We start from the raw sequence: 16053 nt of genomic DNA on the forward strand, positions 1-16053 counted from the left end.
TATGCTGAGTTTGCTGAGCGATGAGAATTTCAACGGTGACATTGTTCGAGGGCTGTTTTCGCGTCAACCCAATCTTGACCTACTACGAGTTCAAGATGTTGGGTTGCGAGAAGTAGATGATCCAGCGATTCTAGCTTGGGCAGCAATTAATGGACGTATCCTTCTAACTCATGATCGTGCAACGATGCCAGATTTTGCCTACAACCGCCTAGTTTCAGGAGAGTCAATGGCGGGCATCTTTGTCGTCAATGATCGAATGCCAATTCGACAGGCAATTGATGAATTACTACTACTGATCGATTGTAGTGAGCAAGCAGAATGGAAGGGAATTGTGCTGTATTTGCCTTTGTGACCAATAATTAGTCACTGTACAATTTGCTAACTACTCGGTAATTTATGCTTAAAAGCCCGTGACGAGGATTGAACTCGTGACCTCACCCTTACCAAGGGTGTGCTCTACCACTGAGCCACACGGGCTAGATTTAAATTATTAGATTTACATTATTGGTTTGATTTAGACTATTGTACTTTGGCCAAATTTACTCTGCCAAGGTATCAATTAATCAGCTTTTGATTTACCGACGCCAAACCAGTCATGGTAATTAGTTAACGGTTAAAATCAGCAAATTTTCTGCTGACTTATCAAAAGCATATTTAGGTTATATCCCAAACCATTGTGGTGGGCCGGGCTGGATTTGAACCAGCGTAGGCATAGCCAACGGATTTACAGTCCGCCCCCATTAACCACTCGGGCACCGACCCTTTTAGCTCACATTTATAAATGTTAGCACAGCTTTTAGGAATTGTCAATTTTTTAAGGAAATCGACGGAGATTAGCCAATGCTGTAAGCGTTGTGCAATGCCCACCAGATCAGAACGCTGATACTGCCCAAAACCAGAATTGCTGAAATAACAACGGCTGTGGGGCTATCAGCTCCTTTAAACTTCATGATGCCACGATTGAGGTCTGACATAGTTTGTCGCTCCTGTTTGAGTTATCAGGGATCTAACCAACAAGTCGATTATAGCCAGGGCTAGATCAGGGGGAAATTTACCGATTAACCTTGGTATACTCAGCTTTGAGCGGTTATACTCGGCTTTTAAAGTGATCTCACTACTGAACACCTAGACAAAACTATAGGAAAAATTTATAAATTATATAGGATTTTCTTGTGAAAGTATTGCTATTAACCTTGGCAGTGCTAGTCAGTTCCTTGGTAGCGCTAGAGGTCGGTTTACGATGGCTGCTCGGCTTCGGTAATCCCCTGATTTATCTGGCAGATGAGGAAATTGGCTATTTGCTAGCCCCTAACCAAAGCACCAGACGGTTTGGCAACCGCATTGTCATTAATGAATATTCCATGCGCAGTGCCACCACCACTCCTCAGCCACCTCTATCCATGCTGCGGGTGTTCCTACTGGGGGATTCTGTTGCGAATGGGGCTTGGTGGACAGACCAAGACCAAACCATATCAGCACTGCTCCAATCTCAATTAGAACTATGGCTGACCAAAGACGTTTTACCAAGTCTAACCAACGAGAAACCATTTGAAACAGTCGAAGTCCTTAATGCTTCTGCTAATTCTTGGGGACCACGAAATGAGTTAGCCTATCTACGACGCTTTGGCACCTTCAACGCCCATGTAGTGGTATTACTTATTAATACCGATGACTTGTTTGCTACAGCACCGACTTCTGTACAAGTGGGACGCGATCGCAATTATCCCAGCCAAAAACCCCTCCTAGCCATAGCCGAGATCTGGAGTCGCTATCTCCTGAGAGCGCCAGCTATTCCTGAAATGGAAGCAGTCAGAGCGGAACCAGGAGACCGGGTTGGCTTTAATCTCAAGGCCATTGGGGAAATTAAGACCCTAACTGATGCTGCTGGAGCCAAGTTAGTGCTAGGGATGACCCCCCTACTGCGGGAAATTGGAACCAAAGGACCTCGTGACTATGAGTTAAAAGCCCGTAAACGCTTGAGTGGCTTTACTCAAGAGCACAACATTACTTATCTAGATTTTTTACCAGTGTTCAATAACACCGAAACACCAGAAATACTTTACCGTGACCACATTCACCTTAGCCCCCAAGGAAATCAGAAAGTCAGTGAAGTTATATCAAATCAGGTAGCTTCATCAGTGATAAGACAAGTCAGGTAAATGTTCAAACGCACAGGGGAAAAGGTTGATCGCAAATCCGGATTAAAGACCCCCTGTTGAAGTCAGTCTGTCCAGGCAAACTTTGTACTCTTCGAGAAGGCTTCACCTACCTATAGCCGCGACTTCTAGTTGTCAGGGTTAGAAGGGATTTATCAAAGCGGATTTGGCTGATTTATTCCTTACCCCCTTGGGCTTCCCGTAATTTTGGTCAGTTACAAGTGCAACTGACCCCTACATCATCACAAATCAACAATAAGTCATTAACAGGGAACTGTCATGACGGAAGTATGGAGTTTATGATTCCCATTGTCTACGTTGTGCCAAACTTGACCATCAAGAGCCATCTGCTCAATCAAACTTGCCAAGCGCAGTGCTTTTAGGGCTTGTTCACCCCCGACAGAAGGTTGATTACCACCCCGTACACAATTGACAAAGTGTTCTAACTCAGCATGGAGTGGTTCAATATTACTGGTATAAACCTTCTCAATCAAACCATCCTGTCGGTAAAGCACTTGACCATAGTCGGTCATATAATTGGCAGTGGTTTGCCGATGAATTAGAATCTCATTATTGAGGAAATCAGCTTCCGTCAGAGAATTTTTGCAATGGGCAGCGATGCGACGGATTTTTCGGTGTGTCACTTTACTTGCCGTGACGGTACCAACAATACCATTGGCAAACCCCAAGGTAGCAGTGACGTAATCTAAATACCCGGAATCAGAAGCACGGCTGCCACTAGCGGTTAACCTTGTCACCGGTGAGGCTACCAATTCTAGTAATAGATCTATATCATGAATCATGAGATCCAAAACCACCGAGACATCATTGGCTCGGTCAGAGTAAGGACTCATGCGATGAGCTTCCACAGCCAGCAATTGTTCTGTCTTCAGAACTTTGCTCAGTTCCTGGAAAGCTGGGTTAAAACGTTCAATATGTCCAACTTGAAGAATACATTGGGACTCTGCTGCAGCATTCACTAAGGATTCTGCCTCAGCAATACTAGCGGCAATCGGTTTTTCAATTAAAATATGGACTCCAGCTTGTAGACAAGTCATCCCGACGTCATGATGTAGACGGGTCGGTACTGCAATGCAAACCGCCTCTACATAGGGAAGAAGATCGTGATAATCTTCAAAAAAGCGAACACGGTACTTACTGGCAATATTTAAACCACGCTCGACGTTAATGTCTGCCACACCCACAATTTCAACGTCTTTGAGAAGACTCAAAACTCGGGCATGATGTTGTCCCATATTGCCAACGCCAATCACACCGATTTTGATTGGCTGCGGTAAGTTGCGCTGGACTTGATGATCTCGATGTCTTTGATAAGTACGATTCTGCACTCTTTTTTGCTCCTCCACCACTGGTAATAAGTCGATTTACTTAATCTAAGTCGCCTTAAACCATCCAGATAGTACCACAGCAACTATAAATGTGAAGAATTTCAAAGCTTTGTCCATCCTATTCAGCCTAAAAGAACCTTTAAAACATGTGTTCTATACTTATTGTGGTTTGACGAAATATGGAACACTAACCCTATGTGTCAGTTTGTGGGTTGTCTGTTGACAGAGCAATGAAATTATTAATTGGTAGTTGTAGTAACAGTGCAAAACGTTTGATTAGGCATTATCCTGATGAGACTTGTGATATCTGGTTGGATCATGTCTAAGAAAGTAATTGTGTTGTTATCTGGAGGTTTAGACTCTGCTACAGTTTTGTATCAATCAGTAGGAGACGGTTATGAGTGTTATGCCCTTTCCTTTGATTATCAGCAGCGACATCGACGAGAACTCAAATCAGCCTACGCAATTGCTAGTGCAGCAGGTGTTAAGGAACATCAGGTAGTCAGGTTTGACTTACGGCAGTGGGGAGGTTCAGCGTTAACCGATGATAACCTTGACCTACCCAAGGAGCGTAGTCTAGAGCAGATGTCTCAAGAAATCCCCATTACCTACGTTCCAGCCCGTAACACGATTTTTCTGAGCTTTGGCTTATCCTATGCAGAAGCAATTGGTGCTGAGGGAGTCTATGTGGGTGTCAATGCCTTAGATTATTCTGGCTATCCAGATTGCCGTCCGGATTATATCCAAGCAATGCAGACAGCTTTTGATTTGGGTACGAAACAAGGTAGGGAGGGCAATGGAATTAAAATTGTCACTCCTCTGATTGACCTGAAAAAAACTGAAATTATCCAATTAGGTAATCAGCTGGGTGTGCCTTGGGAAAAAACCTGGTCATGCTACACAGGGAACGATCTAGCTTGTGGTGTTTGTGATGCTTGTCGGTTGCGATTGGCTGCCTTTGCTGAGTTGGGATTGGACGATCCACTTACTTATCAGGAAGGCTGAGTGCCTCCGTGTGAAGGGTGCTGAGTAAGCTGAGTAATCAGTGTGTTGGTAGAACAACAGGGATTTTAATTGCTGTTGGATACTAAGAGAATTGATTTAGCTGATAGTTACGGCTGGCGTAGATACGGTAAACCCCTGTATCTGCCAGCAATACTTCTTGATCAATCACTAACTGGTAGCCTTTCCGTTGGAGTAAGTTTGTGATCTGCTTTAGTTTTATCCCTGCTGTAATCTGATCAACCTCCATGACAATTTGCTGAATTTTTTCCCAATCCTTCTCCTTGATGCCAGCCAGGATATCTAACTGAGGTTGATCAGCATTAACTTTGAGTAAATCAATTTTTTCAATGTTATGTTGATGAATCATACTAGATATACTCTTTGAGTGGTTGGAAAGTCCAAAATTGAACACTTTGGCATTTGAGCCATACAGTGATGCATTGATCTGCAACAATTCAAAAACGTCTGGTAAGGTTTCAAAGGAGAATAGTCTGGCATTTTTACAGATTTGCTGAGCAAACAGAGTGAACATACCGATGTTTGCCCCTATATCAAAAATACAATCCCCATCATGGATAGTGATGCCATGTTTAATGTAGGTCTGTTTTTCAAATATATCTTGATATAATTCATCAGTTTTTTGCTCATTTTCATGAACGATTACTAAATGATTAGATAATTGGTAATCGTTATGATTAACTAGCAATGCTTCGGCTTTAAGAATATCAAAATTGGTAGCTAATCCTAGGTTAGAGTGATTTGGTGATAATGGCTGATTGGCAGGAGACTTGATCCAGTCTTCAAAACTAGAGCAGATGACAGGACTCCCATTTTTTTGAGTAGATAGTAGACTAGACTTATCAAATATTTTTTCAACATGTTGATTAGATTTTGATAAGTTTATTTTGGATGGAATATTTATATCTTCCATCCATAAGTTAAGAGATTGATTTAAGGGTTCTGCTGTCAGGGTAGCTGTTAGTTTAATAGTTATTTCAGATAGTTGATTTGCGTTGAATACCATAGGTATTTTCGTTAACTATATTGATTTAAATGCACATTAGTAAGTAAGATCACTAATTATAAGTAGTTATCTCGGCATAGATATTACTGACTTACTTATAGTGTAGTAAAGCACCCTGATTTAAATTTAGTTAATTAAAGCAATTTTAAGCAATCTTAATTTAAAATTCATGAAAATTATAAAAATCAAGAAGACTCTGGCGATATTATTTACCCTGATTTTTAGGTTAATCCTCTTCCGAATCTAATCATTTCGACATGGATTTATATGGCAGTGAACTTAAGAGTAAATAAACCTGCATCTATACAATATTGACTTATACATATTAGTAATTGGTTGCCAAAATGGCAAAATTTTCAGTGATGAGGAAGGAGAGACCGTGGGCCACGCTACGGGATTGACCGTAGGTCAAGCTAAGGGAACGGATATTCTGGAGGAGCGAGAAAATCCCGATGACCAGCAATATGTTTCAGTAAGGATGAATAAAACGATGACGACTGATCATACTATGAAACTATTTATAGTTACTGGTTTAACCTTGATTAGTTTTACAATATAGCACTACGCATTAAGCTTAGGACATTCCTAAACTCTGAAACTTAGTCATAGCTTACTTCTGACTTCTGACTTCTAACTTCTGACTTGCGCGTAGCGCTATATGCGATCGCGTCCAATCAAAGCATGTCTTGTGAATCCAATGGTGTCCTTTAGCTCAACCTCCTCTGATCGAAATTAAAGTCAATCATTATGATTCCAAATACTAGCAGTGATTTTTGGGATACTTTGGGGGGTCAAACCGAGGTATATTTCATAACCGATAGGTTTAAATCAATTTAATAGGTTGACGGTTGACGCTTGACGCTTGAGTGTCAGGGATAAACGGTAAAAAAAAATTAAACTAGTGACCTCAAACAATCCAAAACGGAACTAGATAAGGAACTAGATAAGGAACTAGATATAGTTAAGCATCTTCAATATCTCAATATCTCAATTGATTTAAAACTACCGTTTAGGATACTTGTTTTATTTGCCAATCAAGTATATAATAGTGAATGGAAATCACGTCAATTTTAATCCTAACTGTTAAAACTCTTCTTAATAACCAGGGTCACTGGTCTTTTGTTGCCACTAAGCTTAACTAGTTGGTAATGATTCAGCAGTCAGCTCTCCCTTCTGAGCTTCTCAAGATAGGTGTCCACAATAGCTCATGTCTTCCTGCTCAGATAGGTACTACGGAATTATTCTGATCAGCAGATTCGGCATGTCACCCACAGAATAAGTTGTCGGTCAAAAGCAATGCAACGCAGCCAAAGGGAAGCCAGCCCAGTCTTGGGGTACCTCCCATAGCGCGACTGCATCAAGACCATGTCACCACAATCTCAGCAAAAATGTCACAAAGAGTACTCATCAAGGGTACCGTCAAACTTGACACTCCCCGCTCTAAAGAGACGGGGATTCCTAGATCTACGACCGGCCTTAAACCTCCGTATCCAAGTCTCTAACTCTGTCAGAAGCTTGGCAGTATCTGAACCGAAATCCCGTCAAAACCAAGACTTTAGTTCAGTTTACGCGCATACCCAGCGGGCTAGTCTCGCATGGGGCGTTTAGTTACTTTTTGAGAAGTGCCTTATGAAGTCCGTTGCTTCCCTGTTTCACTTGGTTCCGGCGTGCCGGAGACGAAACCTTAGAAGAGTGGAGCCTTAATAAAAAAGTTTTCACCCTTTTATGCATGGCCTGTAACCCTTAAAGGCTCCACTCTTCTTACGGTAACTTCTAACCCCGCCGTACCGTTTTTTTTCTCAAGTTGTGTCTTGCTGGGTTCACACGCCAACTGTTAATTGACGATTGGGTTTTTAGCGATGCAGCGCGGTCTTGGGGGTTTCCCCCACTCGCTATTGCATCAAGAAAGGAGGATTTTCCCTACCCTCCGGGCATTACTACTTTAACGCCCTTGCAGTGGCGGGTCTCTCTCCCGGTTGCGCCTCGGTTTTTCAGCCTGTACCCATATCTCACTAATACTCTAGCGCGCAAATATTGTCAACTACGCGACTAAAGTCGGTGCGAGCCTACATCCGGTGGTTTAAAAACACGGGGTTTTGGCTTGTGGGAATTCCCATAAAATAAAACTTGCCAGCATACTAGATATATCAGTAAGCCCACCCACAACAGTCTTTTTCCCCGAGCTAGACTGTTTTACCTCTCAAGGTGTAAGCTGAGCGGGAACTGGCAAGGGGTTCAGTCATTCATGTATAAAAGGTACAATAATCCCGCCGATGGCGGAGTATAACGACGAGTAAAGTAGAAAAAGACACAATAAATGCAGATTTTCTTTCTGATCTGGTTGGGACAACTAGTATCCCTTCTGGGGTCTAATCTTACCGAATTTGCTCTGGGTGTTTGGGCTTACCAGACCACTGGTTCAATCACCCAATTTGCCCTAATTTCTTTATTTATTCACCTACCAAATATTATAATCTCACCCATAGCTGGTACATTCGTAGACCGGTGGAATAGACGCTGGGCGATGATTCTCAGCGACTCCGTGGCAGGGGCTAGCACACTGGTGGTTATGGCTCTGGTGTTCTCGGGCAGGTTAGAGATCTGGCACATTTACCTAGTCGTAGCAATCAGTTCAACGTTTAAGGCTTTCCAGTTGCCAGCCTATACAGCAGCTACGACTCAGCTGATGCCTCAAGAACATCTTAGCCGTGCTAATGGCATGATGCAAGCCTCTAGGGCAACTGCCAAGATTCTTGGACCGACCTTGGCGGGTGTGCTGCTGGAGACCATCCACTTGCAGGGAATTCTATTAATAGACTTCATCACATTCATCTTTGCCCTAGCAACATTGCTAAGTATTCAGATTCCCCATCTCCAGTCTACCCATCACACTAATCAAAAGCAAGCCCACTTCTCTCAACTGCGCCAAGATCTAGTATTAGGCTGGCGTTACATTGCCAAACGCCAAGGACTACGAGGGTTGCTGATGTTCTTTGCCGTGGTCTACTTCAGTATGGGTATTCTTCAGGTGTTGTTCTGGCCACTGGTGTTAAGTTTTGCCTCCAGTGCTGAACTTGGGGTGATTTTATCTATTGGCGGTTGTGGGATGCTGATTGGTAGCTTGGTCATGACTACCTGGGGAGGACCCAAGCCCAGGATATACGGTATTTTTAGCTTTGTAATCCTGCAAGGCTTGTTCTTACTTTTAGGTGGGTGCCGCGCTTCTGTGAGCTTGGCTGCTCTTGGGGCTTTTGGTGTCTTATTTGCTCAACCCATTATCGTTAGCTGTAATCAGACTATCTGGCAGAACAAAGTCCCAGCTAATCTGCAAGGACGGGTCTTCGCCTTACAACTGGCCATCGAAAACTCCTTATTGATCCTTGCCCACATGCTAACCGGACCGTTAGTCGATCATGTTTTAGAACCGATGATGGCTACCGATGGATTGTTAGCAGGTAGTATTGGCCATATCATTGGAGTTGGTCCAGGGCGTGGCATGGGCTTGCTGTTACTGTTGATGGGAATTCTGAACATCCTGGCAAGCTTTATCGCTTATCGATATCCACCCATACGGCGAGTGGAAAAGGAACTGCCGGATGCGATTCACCCTAACCTAGGTTTAACTACCTCTAGTAGTGTTTGATAGCAAATCCGCTTCAAAAACCCTCTTTATGATTCCAACATTCTTTCTCCTGTTCTCAGTCACGCTTAGTCACGCTTAGTCACGCTCCTCATGCTTTTTGCTTAAAAAGGGGGTAATTAACCCGGATTTGGTATGAAACGTTATTAGATTTGCCTGATCTGTTCTGCTGAGGATTTATGCAAAAATTGATCCATCCTCAATACTTTGGCTCTACAGATTAAACACGCTCTGAGTGTAATAGATTCTACTAACCTATGAAAATTGCTATTATCACCTCTGGATTCTTGCCTGTCATTGATGGCGTAACAGTTAGTGGATTATCTAGGCTACAACGACTGAGTCAGTGGGGACACCAGGTGTTGTTATTTTGTCCTGACTACAGTGCGTTAGAAGATGTCTATCCCAATTGGCGAGATTATACTGGTCAAATCCTGCCTGGAGTGAGAATCATCAATTTACCGAGTACCTCATTCATGGACTTAGAGTTTGAGCGTCAGGTGCGTAGAAGTTCCTATTCAATCCTCCTCCAGGAGTTAAAAAAATTCCAGCCCGATATTATTCATGTTGATGAACCAGAAAGACTGTTTTTTGGCTTTTTTAGAGTGCCTGGGGTGGCTTTTGCTAAAAAGGCTGGTATTCCCTGTGTGAGTTTTTTTAGGACTAATTTTCTCGACTATGCCGAAGATTACTTTTCTCTACCGTCTGTGGTCGTCGCTGGAATTAAATTTATTTTTAAAACCATATTGCTTTCAGTGTATAATTCTTATGATGTCACCCTAGTGTCTAGTCGGATTACCCATAAAAAGATTATCGATCTAGGCATTAAAAACACCACTTATGCCAATTTACTTGGCTTTGATGCTAGTAAATTCTCTGCGGATTTACAGGAGGAACAGTTTTTTGAGAAGAACTATGACCTTAGAGGGGTTGACAGTAAAGTTAAGTTAGTTTTTCTAGGTAGGTTAACTCCAGATAAGGGGTGGGAATTTACCCTAAATGCCTTTTTACGAGTTGTACAAGAGGTCAACAGTGACCAAATCGCACTGATCATTGTTGGTGATGGTCCGATGCGGGATGAGATTGCTACCAGGTTAAGCAAGTTAACACCAAATAGTTACTTCCTCGGTAGAGTCCCACCGGAAAATGTTCCAGCTTTGTTGGTCAATAGTGATATTCATATCACAGCATCTGAGAAGGAGACTAGAGGGCTAACTATATTAGAAGCCTTCGCTGCTGGAATTCCTGTGCTCGCTCCTGAAGCAGGTGGGGTAGTGGAGAATATCCGAGACGGATGGAATGGCTTTTTGTTCACTCCTCAGAATCAGGAAGATTTCTGCGATAAGCTCAAAGTACTAATTGAGAACCCAGCGTTGCGACAGGAAATGGGTCGCAACGGTATGGAGTGTGTTTCCCAGTATGGTTGGGATCAGAGGGTTGAGAATTTAGTTGCTATTTGGGAAAAGCAGATTGCTAAGAAAACCCACTGATATCAAGTCCAGTTAATTACTCAAGAGAATAGCCTATCGCTTTTTGGGAATGGGTAATGGGTAATGGGTAATGGGTAATGGGTAATGGGTAATTGCCTATTACCAGCTAACGGATAGGATGAGTACTCCAATAGACTTGATATGATTGAGTGGGGTTCTGTGTGTTTAAGGTTTAAAAGTAGTCGGTTTCTGGCTGCGGCATTGGTACCATCTCAAAGTTGGATGGATCACGAAGATAACGAATGGCATCTTCTTCTAAGCGGTAGGTTATATAGGATTCAAGGGTATTTGTGTGTTTGAGGGCAGAAAGATAGCCATCGATATATAGCCGCAATTCATCGAAGCTATAACCTCGATTCCACAAATCGACTAGGGAGTCAGTAAGTTTTTGATAGCAGCGTATAGCTTGAGGATCTTGCAGCATAGTCTTAATAAATTTTGAGTATCAACAGTAGTGGTATTGGCTCACTCAGTAGAAACTCGGATACGCCAACTTAATTTCAGTTTAGCAAAAGTAGCAAGTCCTCGATACGTTTCTCAATTATTTGTTATGTTAGCTAGACTAAATTGCATCTTATATGCTATAATTAAAAATGGTCAGTTAAAATTAATGGTAAATTGAAATTTTACTATTGTCCTTATTGTCCCTCTGACCTGGTCGCGATCGTGCCACTAGGAAGTCGTATTTTAAGAACCCAAGCCAATATCGGTATCATCAGTAGCAGTTGTTACAGAATGTTGACGTGACCTTTGCTAGGATTAGATCCCAACGGCTAAGGCTAAGAGGACTTTAAAGTGCCGTGGGCTCAGTTAGAATTCAGATTATTGAAGGAAACCCTCATTTGCGATCGCTTCTAGGGTCGCACCTGAAGAAATCCGGCTATGGGGTGTATCAATCACAAAATCTTGATCAAGCCAAGGAAGACTTTCACCATCGCCAACCCACTCTGGTTATCCTAGACTCTGATTTACCAGACAGCGATGGGGTTGAATTTTGCTGCTGGCTTCAGCAACAGCGAAAATCTCTAATTTTAATGTTGTCTGCTCGTAATAGTGAAAGAGATATCGTCACTGGTCTTAAAGCTGGGGCAGATGATTACCTGACCAAGCCCTTTGGTATACAGGAATTTATGGCACGGGTAGAAGCCCTAATTCGTCGCCTCCGCATTACGGTGGCTCCCCTGTCTCTAGACTACGGTGATCTCAAAATTGATTTAGTCCAGCGTCGTGTCCGCTTTAAAGAAGAGTTTATTGACCTGACTCCCCAAGAATTTAGTTTGCTCTACGTACTTGCCCAAGCAGAGGGAATGGCTTTGAGTCGCTCTGAATTATTGCGCCGCGCTTGGCCCAATGCGATTGACAATCCGCGCACCATCGATACCCATGTCCTTGCCCTGCGCAAAAAAATAGAAACCGATCCTCGACAACCCAGCATTATTCAAACGGTTCGCAATGTTGGCTATCGGTTTAATCAAGGGATAAGTGAGAATAATCCAACACCTGGGACAGAATTGGCAATTTAAAAAATTTATTAGAGGTTCTGCGTCAATTAATCATCAACCCTTAAATCCTGATCAACCAGCGTCGCCGATACATCCCATAGAGAATCACCCACCACAACAGTACATTCACTATCGCAAAGATCAAAGAACCATTCATGGCTCCAGCCCACGACCGAAACAGATTTTCATAAATCCAACTATAGGTACTCACAGCATTATCACCTGTCCCTACCTTAGTTCGATATAGGATACGAACTACTAAACCAGATGCGACAAACAGAAAAATTGCGTTTAACCCCATCACTTCTAAGAGCCATCCCCATCGGCGAAATCCCCGCACTTCAATTAACTCATAACAAGCAGCCAGTAACAGCATCGACCAAGCAGCAGAAAAGACTACATAGGAACTTGTCCATAGCTGCTTGTTAATTGGGAACCAGAAATCCCAAACCCAGCCTAAACCAAGACAACCTACACCAAATAGTACTAATCCCAAACTAGTACGGGACTGTATCGGTTGATGGCGTAGCCAGTCCCCAACGAAATAGCCAGCCAAAACAGTTACTACCGCCGGTAAGGTGCTAAACAGTCCTTCTGGATCAAATTGAGCTTGTTTATATAAATGGTTTGTTCCCAATACCATACGGTCGATATAGGCAGCAAAATTCCCTTCCGGTGTGAGATTACCAGCACCATAATCAGGAACTGGTACTAAAGACATCGCTGCCCAGTACCCTAGCAAAACTATTCCGGTCAGTACCCACAAACCCCGTCGTCTTAGATTTAGCACTGCTACAGCACTAAGGAGATAGGCCAGACTAATGCGCTGTAAGACACCCATAATCCGAATAGTATCCCAGTCGTAAGTCGGAAAACCATTGAGCAGTAAGCCTAGGGCAAATAGAATGGCACATCGCCTGCCAATACGCCAATACCCTTGGGATAGAGATTGGTTGTTATTGGTGTACTTGACTAAGGAAAAAGCCATTGCTACACCAGCAATAAATAAAAAGGCAGGAAATACTAAGTCTGTGGGTGTAAAACCATGCCACTTAGCGTGAAGTAAGGGGGGATAGACATAAGACCAACTTCCTGGATTGTTGACTAGAATCATGCTAGCCATGGCAATACCTCGAAAGACATCAAGAGAGGTTAGACGCATGATAGGCAAGAGGCAATAGACAAGAGGCAAGAGGCAAGAGGCAAGAGGCAATAGGCAAGAGGCAATAGGCAAAATAACCGTCAACTGTCAACAAATAATTAAGCCCACTCTTGAGATGCTTTAGCTTCTGCTTGTACTAATCTCTCTCGCAACTGTTGCCAATTAATCTGCTCAGCTGGACTGTCTTGGAGTAACTGAGTATCTTGCAAATACAATACTCGATTACAAAATAACTCAGCCATATCTAGCTGATGATTGACCATCAAAATTGTGATCTGCTCCTTTTGGGCTAAATCGGTAAATACCCTGATCACTTGAGAGGCTATACCAGCATCTAAGGCTGAGGTAGGCTCATCGAGTAACACTATTCTTGGTTTGACAACTAGTGCTCGTGCGATCGCAACCAATTGCCGTTGTCCCAAAGACAGTTGTAACTCTGTACGCTCTAACCACTCCGCTGGAATACGCAGTCTCTCTCGAATCTCTTGTGTCCGTTGTGCGTTCGCGTAGCGTGGCCTACGGCCAATCGCTTTTTTTGGCAGCTGTTGTAATACCAACGGATAAGCTAGAGCCTCCTGAACGGTCATCCCTAACAGTTTTGGTTCTTGAGGGACCAGCATTACCTGTCGGCGCAATTCTAGGACAGGGATATTCCGGATGTTCTGATTATCTAGGTAAATATTCCCCTGGGTAGACTCACTGAGTCTGTTCAACAGGCGCAACAAAGAGGTTTTACCAGCACCGGATGGTCCAATCACGCTGATGCGATCGCATGGGCTGACCTCGAAAGAAATATCAGTTAATATAGGTATCCCAGCCGCTTTAGACCTGGTTGAAAGGGTCAGGCTTACCTGTTTGAGCTGCAACAGGGGATTAGTCAATCGCTTCGCTCCAATTCAAAATTATCAATGTCTTGATGCAGTCGTTCATGGGAAGGAGCTGCATCAAGGCATTCTGATTAATAAATTAAACCTTGATTGATAGCTGTGGTTATCGTCCAGCCATCTACCAGTAATAGCAAGATGGTGAATCCAAACAAAATTAGATACATCCAAGGCTGGGCTAGGGGACGAATATCGGTAGTATCTATCCCGGTATAGTTTTCTACTAACTTAACTAAGCGATTAAATCCCACTACTCGCATTGGGAGCAAGTAAGCTTGGTCAGAGGACTGGCTAACGAAATAATAAACAAGCCCCCCTTGACCTGTGGTGCGCATTTTTAAGTCTTTCACCTCTTTCCAGTGTAATTGCCAACCTTTGCGAAAGAATCGGGGCACCCAATTGGGATAAGCCACCTGAATTTTTTCGTCATCTACAATCACCTGTTCGCTTAAGACACCATAGAGGGCTAAAAATCCCAAGCTAATTCCTACCCACAGGACTATTGGCGATACTGGAGTCGATGATACTTTAGCTAAAAACGGTAATGGTATCAACAGTGCCCAATAAAATGTTATTAGGGTAATCCGAATTATCGGAGAGATGCGAAATACATAAGGGATATCCTGTTTACTTTCAGGTTTAGTTTCAGATGCTTTTTGTTGATTTTGTGACATAATTCAAAATGGTTTAATAAGGGAATAAGGAATAGGGAGTCGGGAGTAGGGAGTAGGTAAAAATTACTGTTTACCTCATGTGCGACCCGTGGCGAATTTAATTCTTAATGGCTCAAGCGTACCTCATAGCTATGATAAATGTTATATCAACTTAAAATTCTATAGTCGATTGACCGCATCAAAACTAATAGCAGAGAAAAAATCACCCCACGGGCGAGGTGGGGTGTGGCTCTAATTAATTGGGCAACTGCTGACTAAACTCATCTAAAGAATTCACGGTTAATGCTATAGCGATTAACTCGTCTAATTGTTCGAGAGTTAAAGCTGGCATTTTCCGGGATATATCTAAAGTAATATCTCCAAATCGCAGGTTAAGGATGCGCTCTAAACTCCGGCGACGTTCTTGTTGAATTCCTTCTTGTAAAATTTCTTGATACCAGGGTGATTCTCGTAATACTGTCATATCCCACCTCATGATTTGTTGAATTAACGGTATCTTATGTACAAAACTAGCAAAGAAAGCTAACAATGGTTCTAGTTGGTTCAAAGTTTGATCCGCTCGTAGTGCCTGCACTGCTGAGCGTAATTTCGATTCACTACCACCTCCTTTTAAGATTGGGACAAACGGTAGTAAGGATGGTAAAGGTTGTGTCAGTACCAAGTCAGCATCTACTTCCCACAGATTAATTACCCGATAATCTTGATGCGCCTTTAATCCCATGAATTCACTGTCGTAGCAGTCTTCAATGGTAACGGTGGCTGGGGGCGGCAAGATGTTAATTAATACTGGATAAGTGGATAGGTTATATTTCTCCTCAGCTAAGGCAACATAATTGCGCATGCGCTTAGGCATGGCCTGGCTATAGCGCAGTTGTAATTCGTTGAGAATCAGAAATTCTTGATGTTCAGGACTCTTTGCTTTGACGATTACGTCGCTTTCCCGACTAATCCACTGGAATTCAGCATCGAGTAACTCCGATGCTCGCACTTGGGGATTACCGGTTACCCATTGCACCCAAGCATTGGGGGCGAGACTGATTATATCAAATCCGGGTGTATACTTACTGTTAAGACAGAGCATGGTAAGTTTTATGCCCAAAAGGTTGACCCTGAAGCCCCACCTGAGTTGTGACGCCTTGGAACAGCGATAACGCGCGTGAAAAAGAC

Annotated in this window: 15 protein-coding genes and 2 tRNA genes; 7 read left to right on the top strand and 10 right to left on the bottom strand. The window is 43.0% G+C overall.

Annotation, left to right across the window (positions count from 1 at the left end; all coding sequences use genetic code 11):
- Position 1 precedes the first annotated feature (1 nt).
- A complete protein-coding gene (locus tag F6K57_RS05625) occupies positions 2-352 on the top strand; it encodes a DUF5615 family PIN-like protein (protein WP_293019810.1) in 351 nt (116 codons plus the stop codon).
- A gap of 53 nt (positions 353-405) precedes the next feature.
- Here F6K57_RS05625 and F6K57_RS05630 read toward each other — a convergent pair.
- The 3 genes from F6K57_RS05630 to F6K57_RS05640 form a co-directional block, all read right to left on the bottom strand.
- Positions 406-477, bottom strand: a tRNA-Thr gene (locus tag F6K57_RS05630).
- Positions 478-677: 200 nt separating this feature from the next.
- Positions 678-762, bottom strand: a tRNA-Tyr gene (locus tag F6K57_RS05635).
- Positions 763-833: 71 nt separating this feature from the next.
- Entirely contained in the window at positions 834-974 is a 141-nt protein-coding gene (locus tag F6K57_RS05640; RefSeq protein WP_293019812.1) for a hypothetical protein, read from the bottom strand.
- A 198-nt stretch (positions 975-1172) separates the two neighbouring features.
- Between F6K57_RS05640 and F6K57_RS05645 the strand changes: the two genes are divergently transcribed.
- On the top strand, positions 1173-2159 hold the full coding sequence (locus F6K57_RS05645) for an SGNH/GDSL hydrolase family protein (protein WP_293065603.1): 987 nt from the start codon (positions 1173-1175) through the stop codon (positions 2157-2159).
- A gap of 260 nt (positions 2160-2419) precedes the next feature.
- On the opposite strand, the gene F6K57_RS05650 is transcribed toward F6K57_RS05645, so the two are convergent.
- Positions 2420-3505, bottom strand: a complete 1086-nt coding sequence (locus tag F6K57_RS05650; RefSeq protein ID WP_149031254.1) for a Gfo/Idh/MocA family oxidoreductase — start codon at positions 3503-3505, stop codon at positions 2420-2422.
- Positions 3506-3823: 318 nt separating this feature from the next.
- On the opposite strand from F6K57_RS05650, the gene queC reads away from it, so the two are divergent.
- The gene (queC, locus tag F6K57_RS05655; protein WP_070396949.1) at positions 3824-4510 is read left to right on the top strand and encodes a 7-cyano-7-deazaguanine synthase QueC; all 687 of its coding nucleotides are present in this window, start codon (positions 3824-3826) and stop codon (positions 4508-4510) included.
- Positions 4511-4592: 82 nt separating this feature from the next.
- On the opposite strand, the gene F6K57_RS05660 is transcribed toward queC, so the two are convergent.
- Positions 4593-5534 (bottom strand): FkbM family methyltransferase, encoded by a 942-nt coding sequence (locus F6K57_RS05660; protein WP_293065607.1) that lies wholly within the window; start codon positions 5532-5534, stop codon positions 4593-4595.
- A gap of 379 nt (positions 5535-5913) precedes the next feature.
- Here F6K57_RS05660 and F6K57_RS05665 point away from each other — a divergent pair, with 379 nt between their 5' ends.
- The 3 genes from F6K57_RS05665 to F6K57_RS05675 all read left to right on the top strand — a co-directional run bounded on the left by F6K57_RS05665 (position 5914) and on the right by F6K57_RS05675 (position 10664).
- Positions 5914-6093 (top strand): hypothetical protein, encoded by a 180-nt coding sequence (locus F6K57_RS05665; protein ID WP_293065610.1) that lies wholly within the window; start codon positions 5914-5916, stop codon positions 6091-6093.
- A gap of 1758 nt (positions 6094-7851) precedes the next feature.
- Entirely contained in the window at positions 7852-9177 is a 1326-nt protein-coding gene (locus tag F6K57_RS05670) for an MFS transporter (RefSeq protein WP_293022326.1), read from the top strand.
- 254 nt (positions 9178-9431) lie between these two features.
- Positions 9432-10664 (top strand): glycosyltransferase, encoded by a 1233-nt coding sequence (locus F6K57_RS05675; protein WP_293065614.1) that lies wholly within the window; start codon positions 9432-9434, stop codon positions 10662-10664.
- Between the two features lie 172 nt (positions 10665-10836).
- On the opposite strand, the gene F6K57_RS05680 is transcribed toward F6K57_RS05675, so the two are convergent.
- Positions 10837-11088 carry a DUF6761 family protein gene (locus F6K57_RS05680; protein ID WP_075904034.1) on the bottom strand — a complete coding sequence of 84 codons (252 nt, stop codon included), beginning with the start codon at positions 11086-11088 and terminating at the stop codon, positions 10837-10839.
- Between the two features lie 376 nt (positions 11089-11464).
- On the opposite strand from F6K57_RS05680, the gene F6K57_RS05685 reads away from it, so the two are divergent.
- Positions 11465-12187 carry a response regulator transcription factor gene (locus tag F6K57_RS05685; RefSeq protein WP_293022331.1) on the top strand — a complete coding sequence of 241 codons (723 nt, stop codon included), beginning with the start codon at positions 11465-11467 and terminating at the stop codon, positions 12185-12187.
- A 40-nt stretch (positions 12188-12227) separates the two neighbouring features.
- On the opposite strand, the gene F6K57_RS05690 is transcribed toward F6K57_RS05685, so the two are convergent.
- From F6K57_RS05690 to F6K57_RS05705, 4 genes are all read right to left on the bottom strand, one after another.
- Positions 12228-13328 (bottom strand): heparan-alpha-glucosaminide N-acetyltransferase domain-containing protein, encoded by a 1101-nt coding sequence (locus F6K57_RS05690; protein ID WP_293065631.1) that lies wholly within the window; start codon positions 13326-13328, stop codon positions 12228-12230.
- 98 nt (positions 13329-13426) lie between these two features.
- On the bottom strand, positions 13427-14209 hold the full coding sequence (locus F6K57_RS05695; RefSeq protein ID WP_293065618.1) for an ATP-binding cassette domain-containing protein: 783 nt from the start codon (positions 14207-14209) through the stop codon (positions 13427-13429).
- 77 nt (positions 14210-14286) lie between these two features.
- Positions 14287-14886: a hypothetical protein gene (locus F6K57_RS05700; RefSeq protein WP_293065621.1), complete on the bottom strand. Its 600-nt coding sequence runs from the start codon at positions 14884-14886 to the stop codon at positions 14287-14289.
- 235 nt (positions 14887-15121) lie between these two features.
- Positions 15122-15967, bottom strand: a complete 846-nt coding sequence (locus F6K57_RS05705) for an Rpn family recombination-promoting nuclease/putative transposase (protein ID WP_293065634.1) — start codon at positions 15965-15967, stop codon at positions 15122-15124.
- Positions 15968-16053 lie beyond the last annotated feature (86 nt).

This window comes from Moorena sp. SIO4A5, from assembly GCF_010672005.1.
Lineage (GTDB): Bacteria > Cyanobacteriota > Cyanobacteriia > Cyanobacteriales > Coleofasciculaceae > Moorena.

Excerpts from the sequence above, each read along its gene's own strand:
- F6K57_RS05670 (WP_293022326.1), top strand. The coding sequence starts at position 7,852 with ATGCAGATTTTCTTTCTGATCTGGTTGGGACAACTAGTATCCCTTCTG.
- F6K57_RS05640 (WP_293019812.1), bottom strand. The coding sequence starts at position 974 with ATGTCAGACCTCAATCGTGGCATCATGAAGTTTAAAGGAGCTGATAGC.
- F6K57_RS05680 (WP_075904034.1), bottom strand. The coding sequence starts at position 11,088 with ATGCTGCAAGATCCTCAAGCTATACGCTGCTATCAAAAACTTACTGAC.
- queC (WP_070396949.1), top strand. The coding sequence starts at position 3,824 with ATGTCTAAGAAAGTAATTGTGTTGTTATCTGGAGGTTTAGACTCTGCT.
- F6K57_RS05660 (WP_293065607.1), bottom strand. The coding sequence starts at position 5,534 with ATGGTATTCAACGCAAATCAACTATCTGAAATAACTATTAAACTAACA.
- F6K57_RS05700 (WP_293065621.1), bottom strand. The coding sequence starts at position 14,886 with ATGTCACAAAATCAACAAAAAGCATCTGAAACTAAACCTGAAAGTAAA.
- F6K57_RS05690 (WP_293065631.1), bottom strand. The coding sequence starts at position 13,328 with ATGCGTCTAACCTCTCTTGATGTCTTTCGAGGTATTGCCATGGCTAGC.
- F6K57_RS05705 (WP_293065634.1), bottom strand. The coding sequence starts at position 15,967 with ATGCTCTGTCTTAACAGTAAGTATACACCCGGATTTGATATAATCAGT.
- F6K57_RS05625 (WP_293019810.1), top strand. The coding sequence starts at position 2 with ATGCTGAGTTTGCTGAGCGATGAGAATTTCAACGGTGACATTGTTCGA.
- F6K57_RS05675 (WP_293065614.1), top strand. The coding sequence starts at position 9,432 with ATGAAAATTGCTATTATCACCTCTGGATTCTTGCCTGTCATTGATGGC.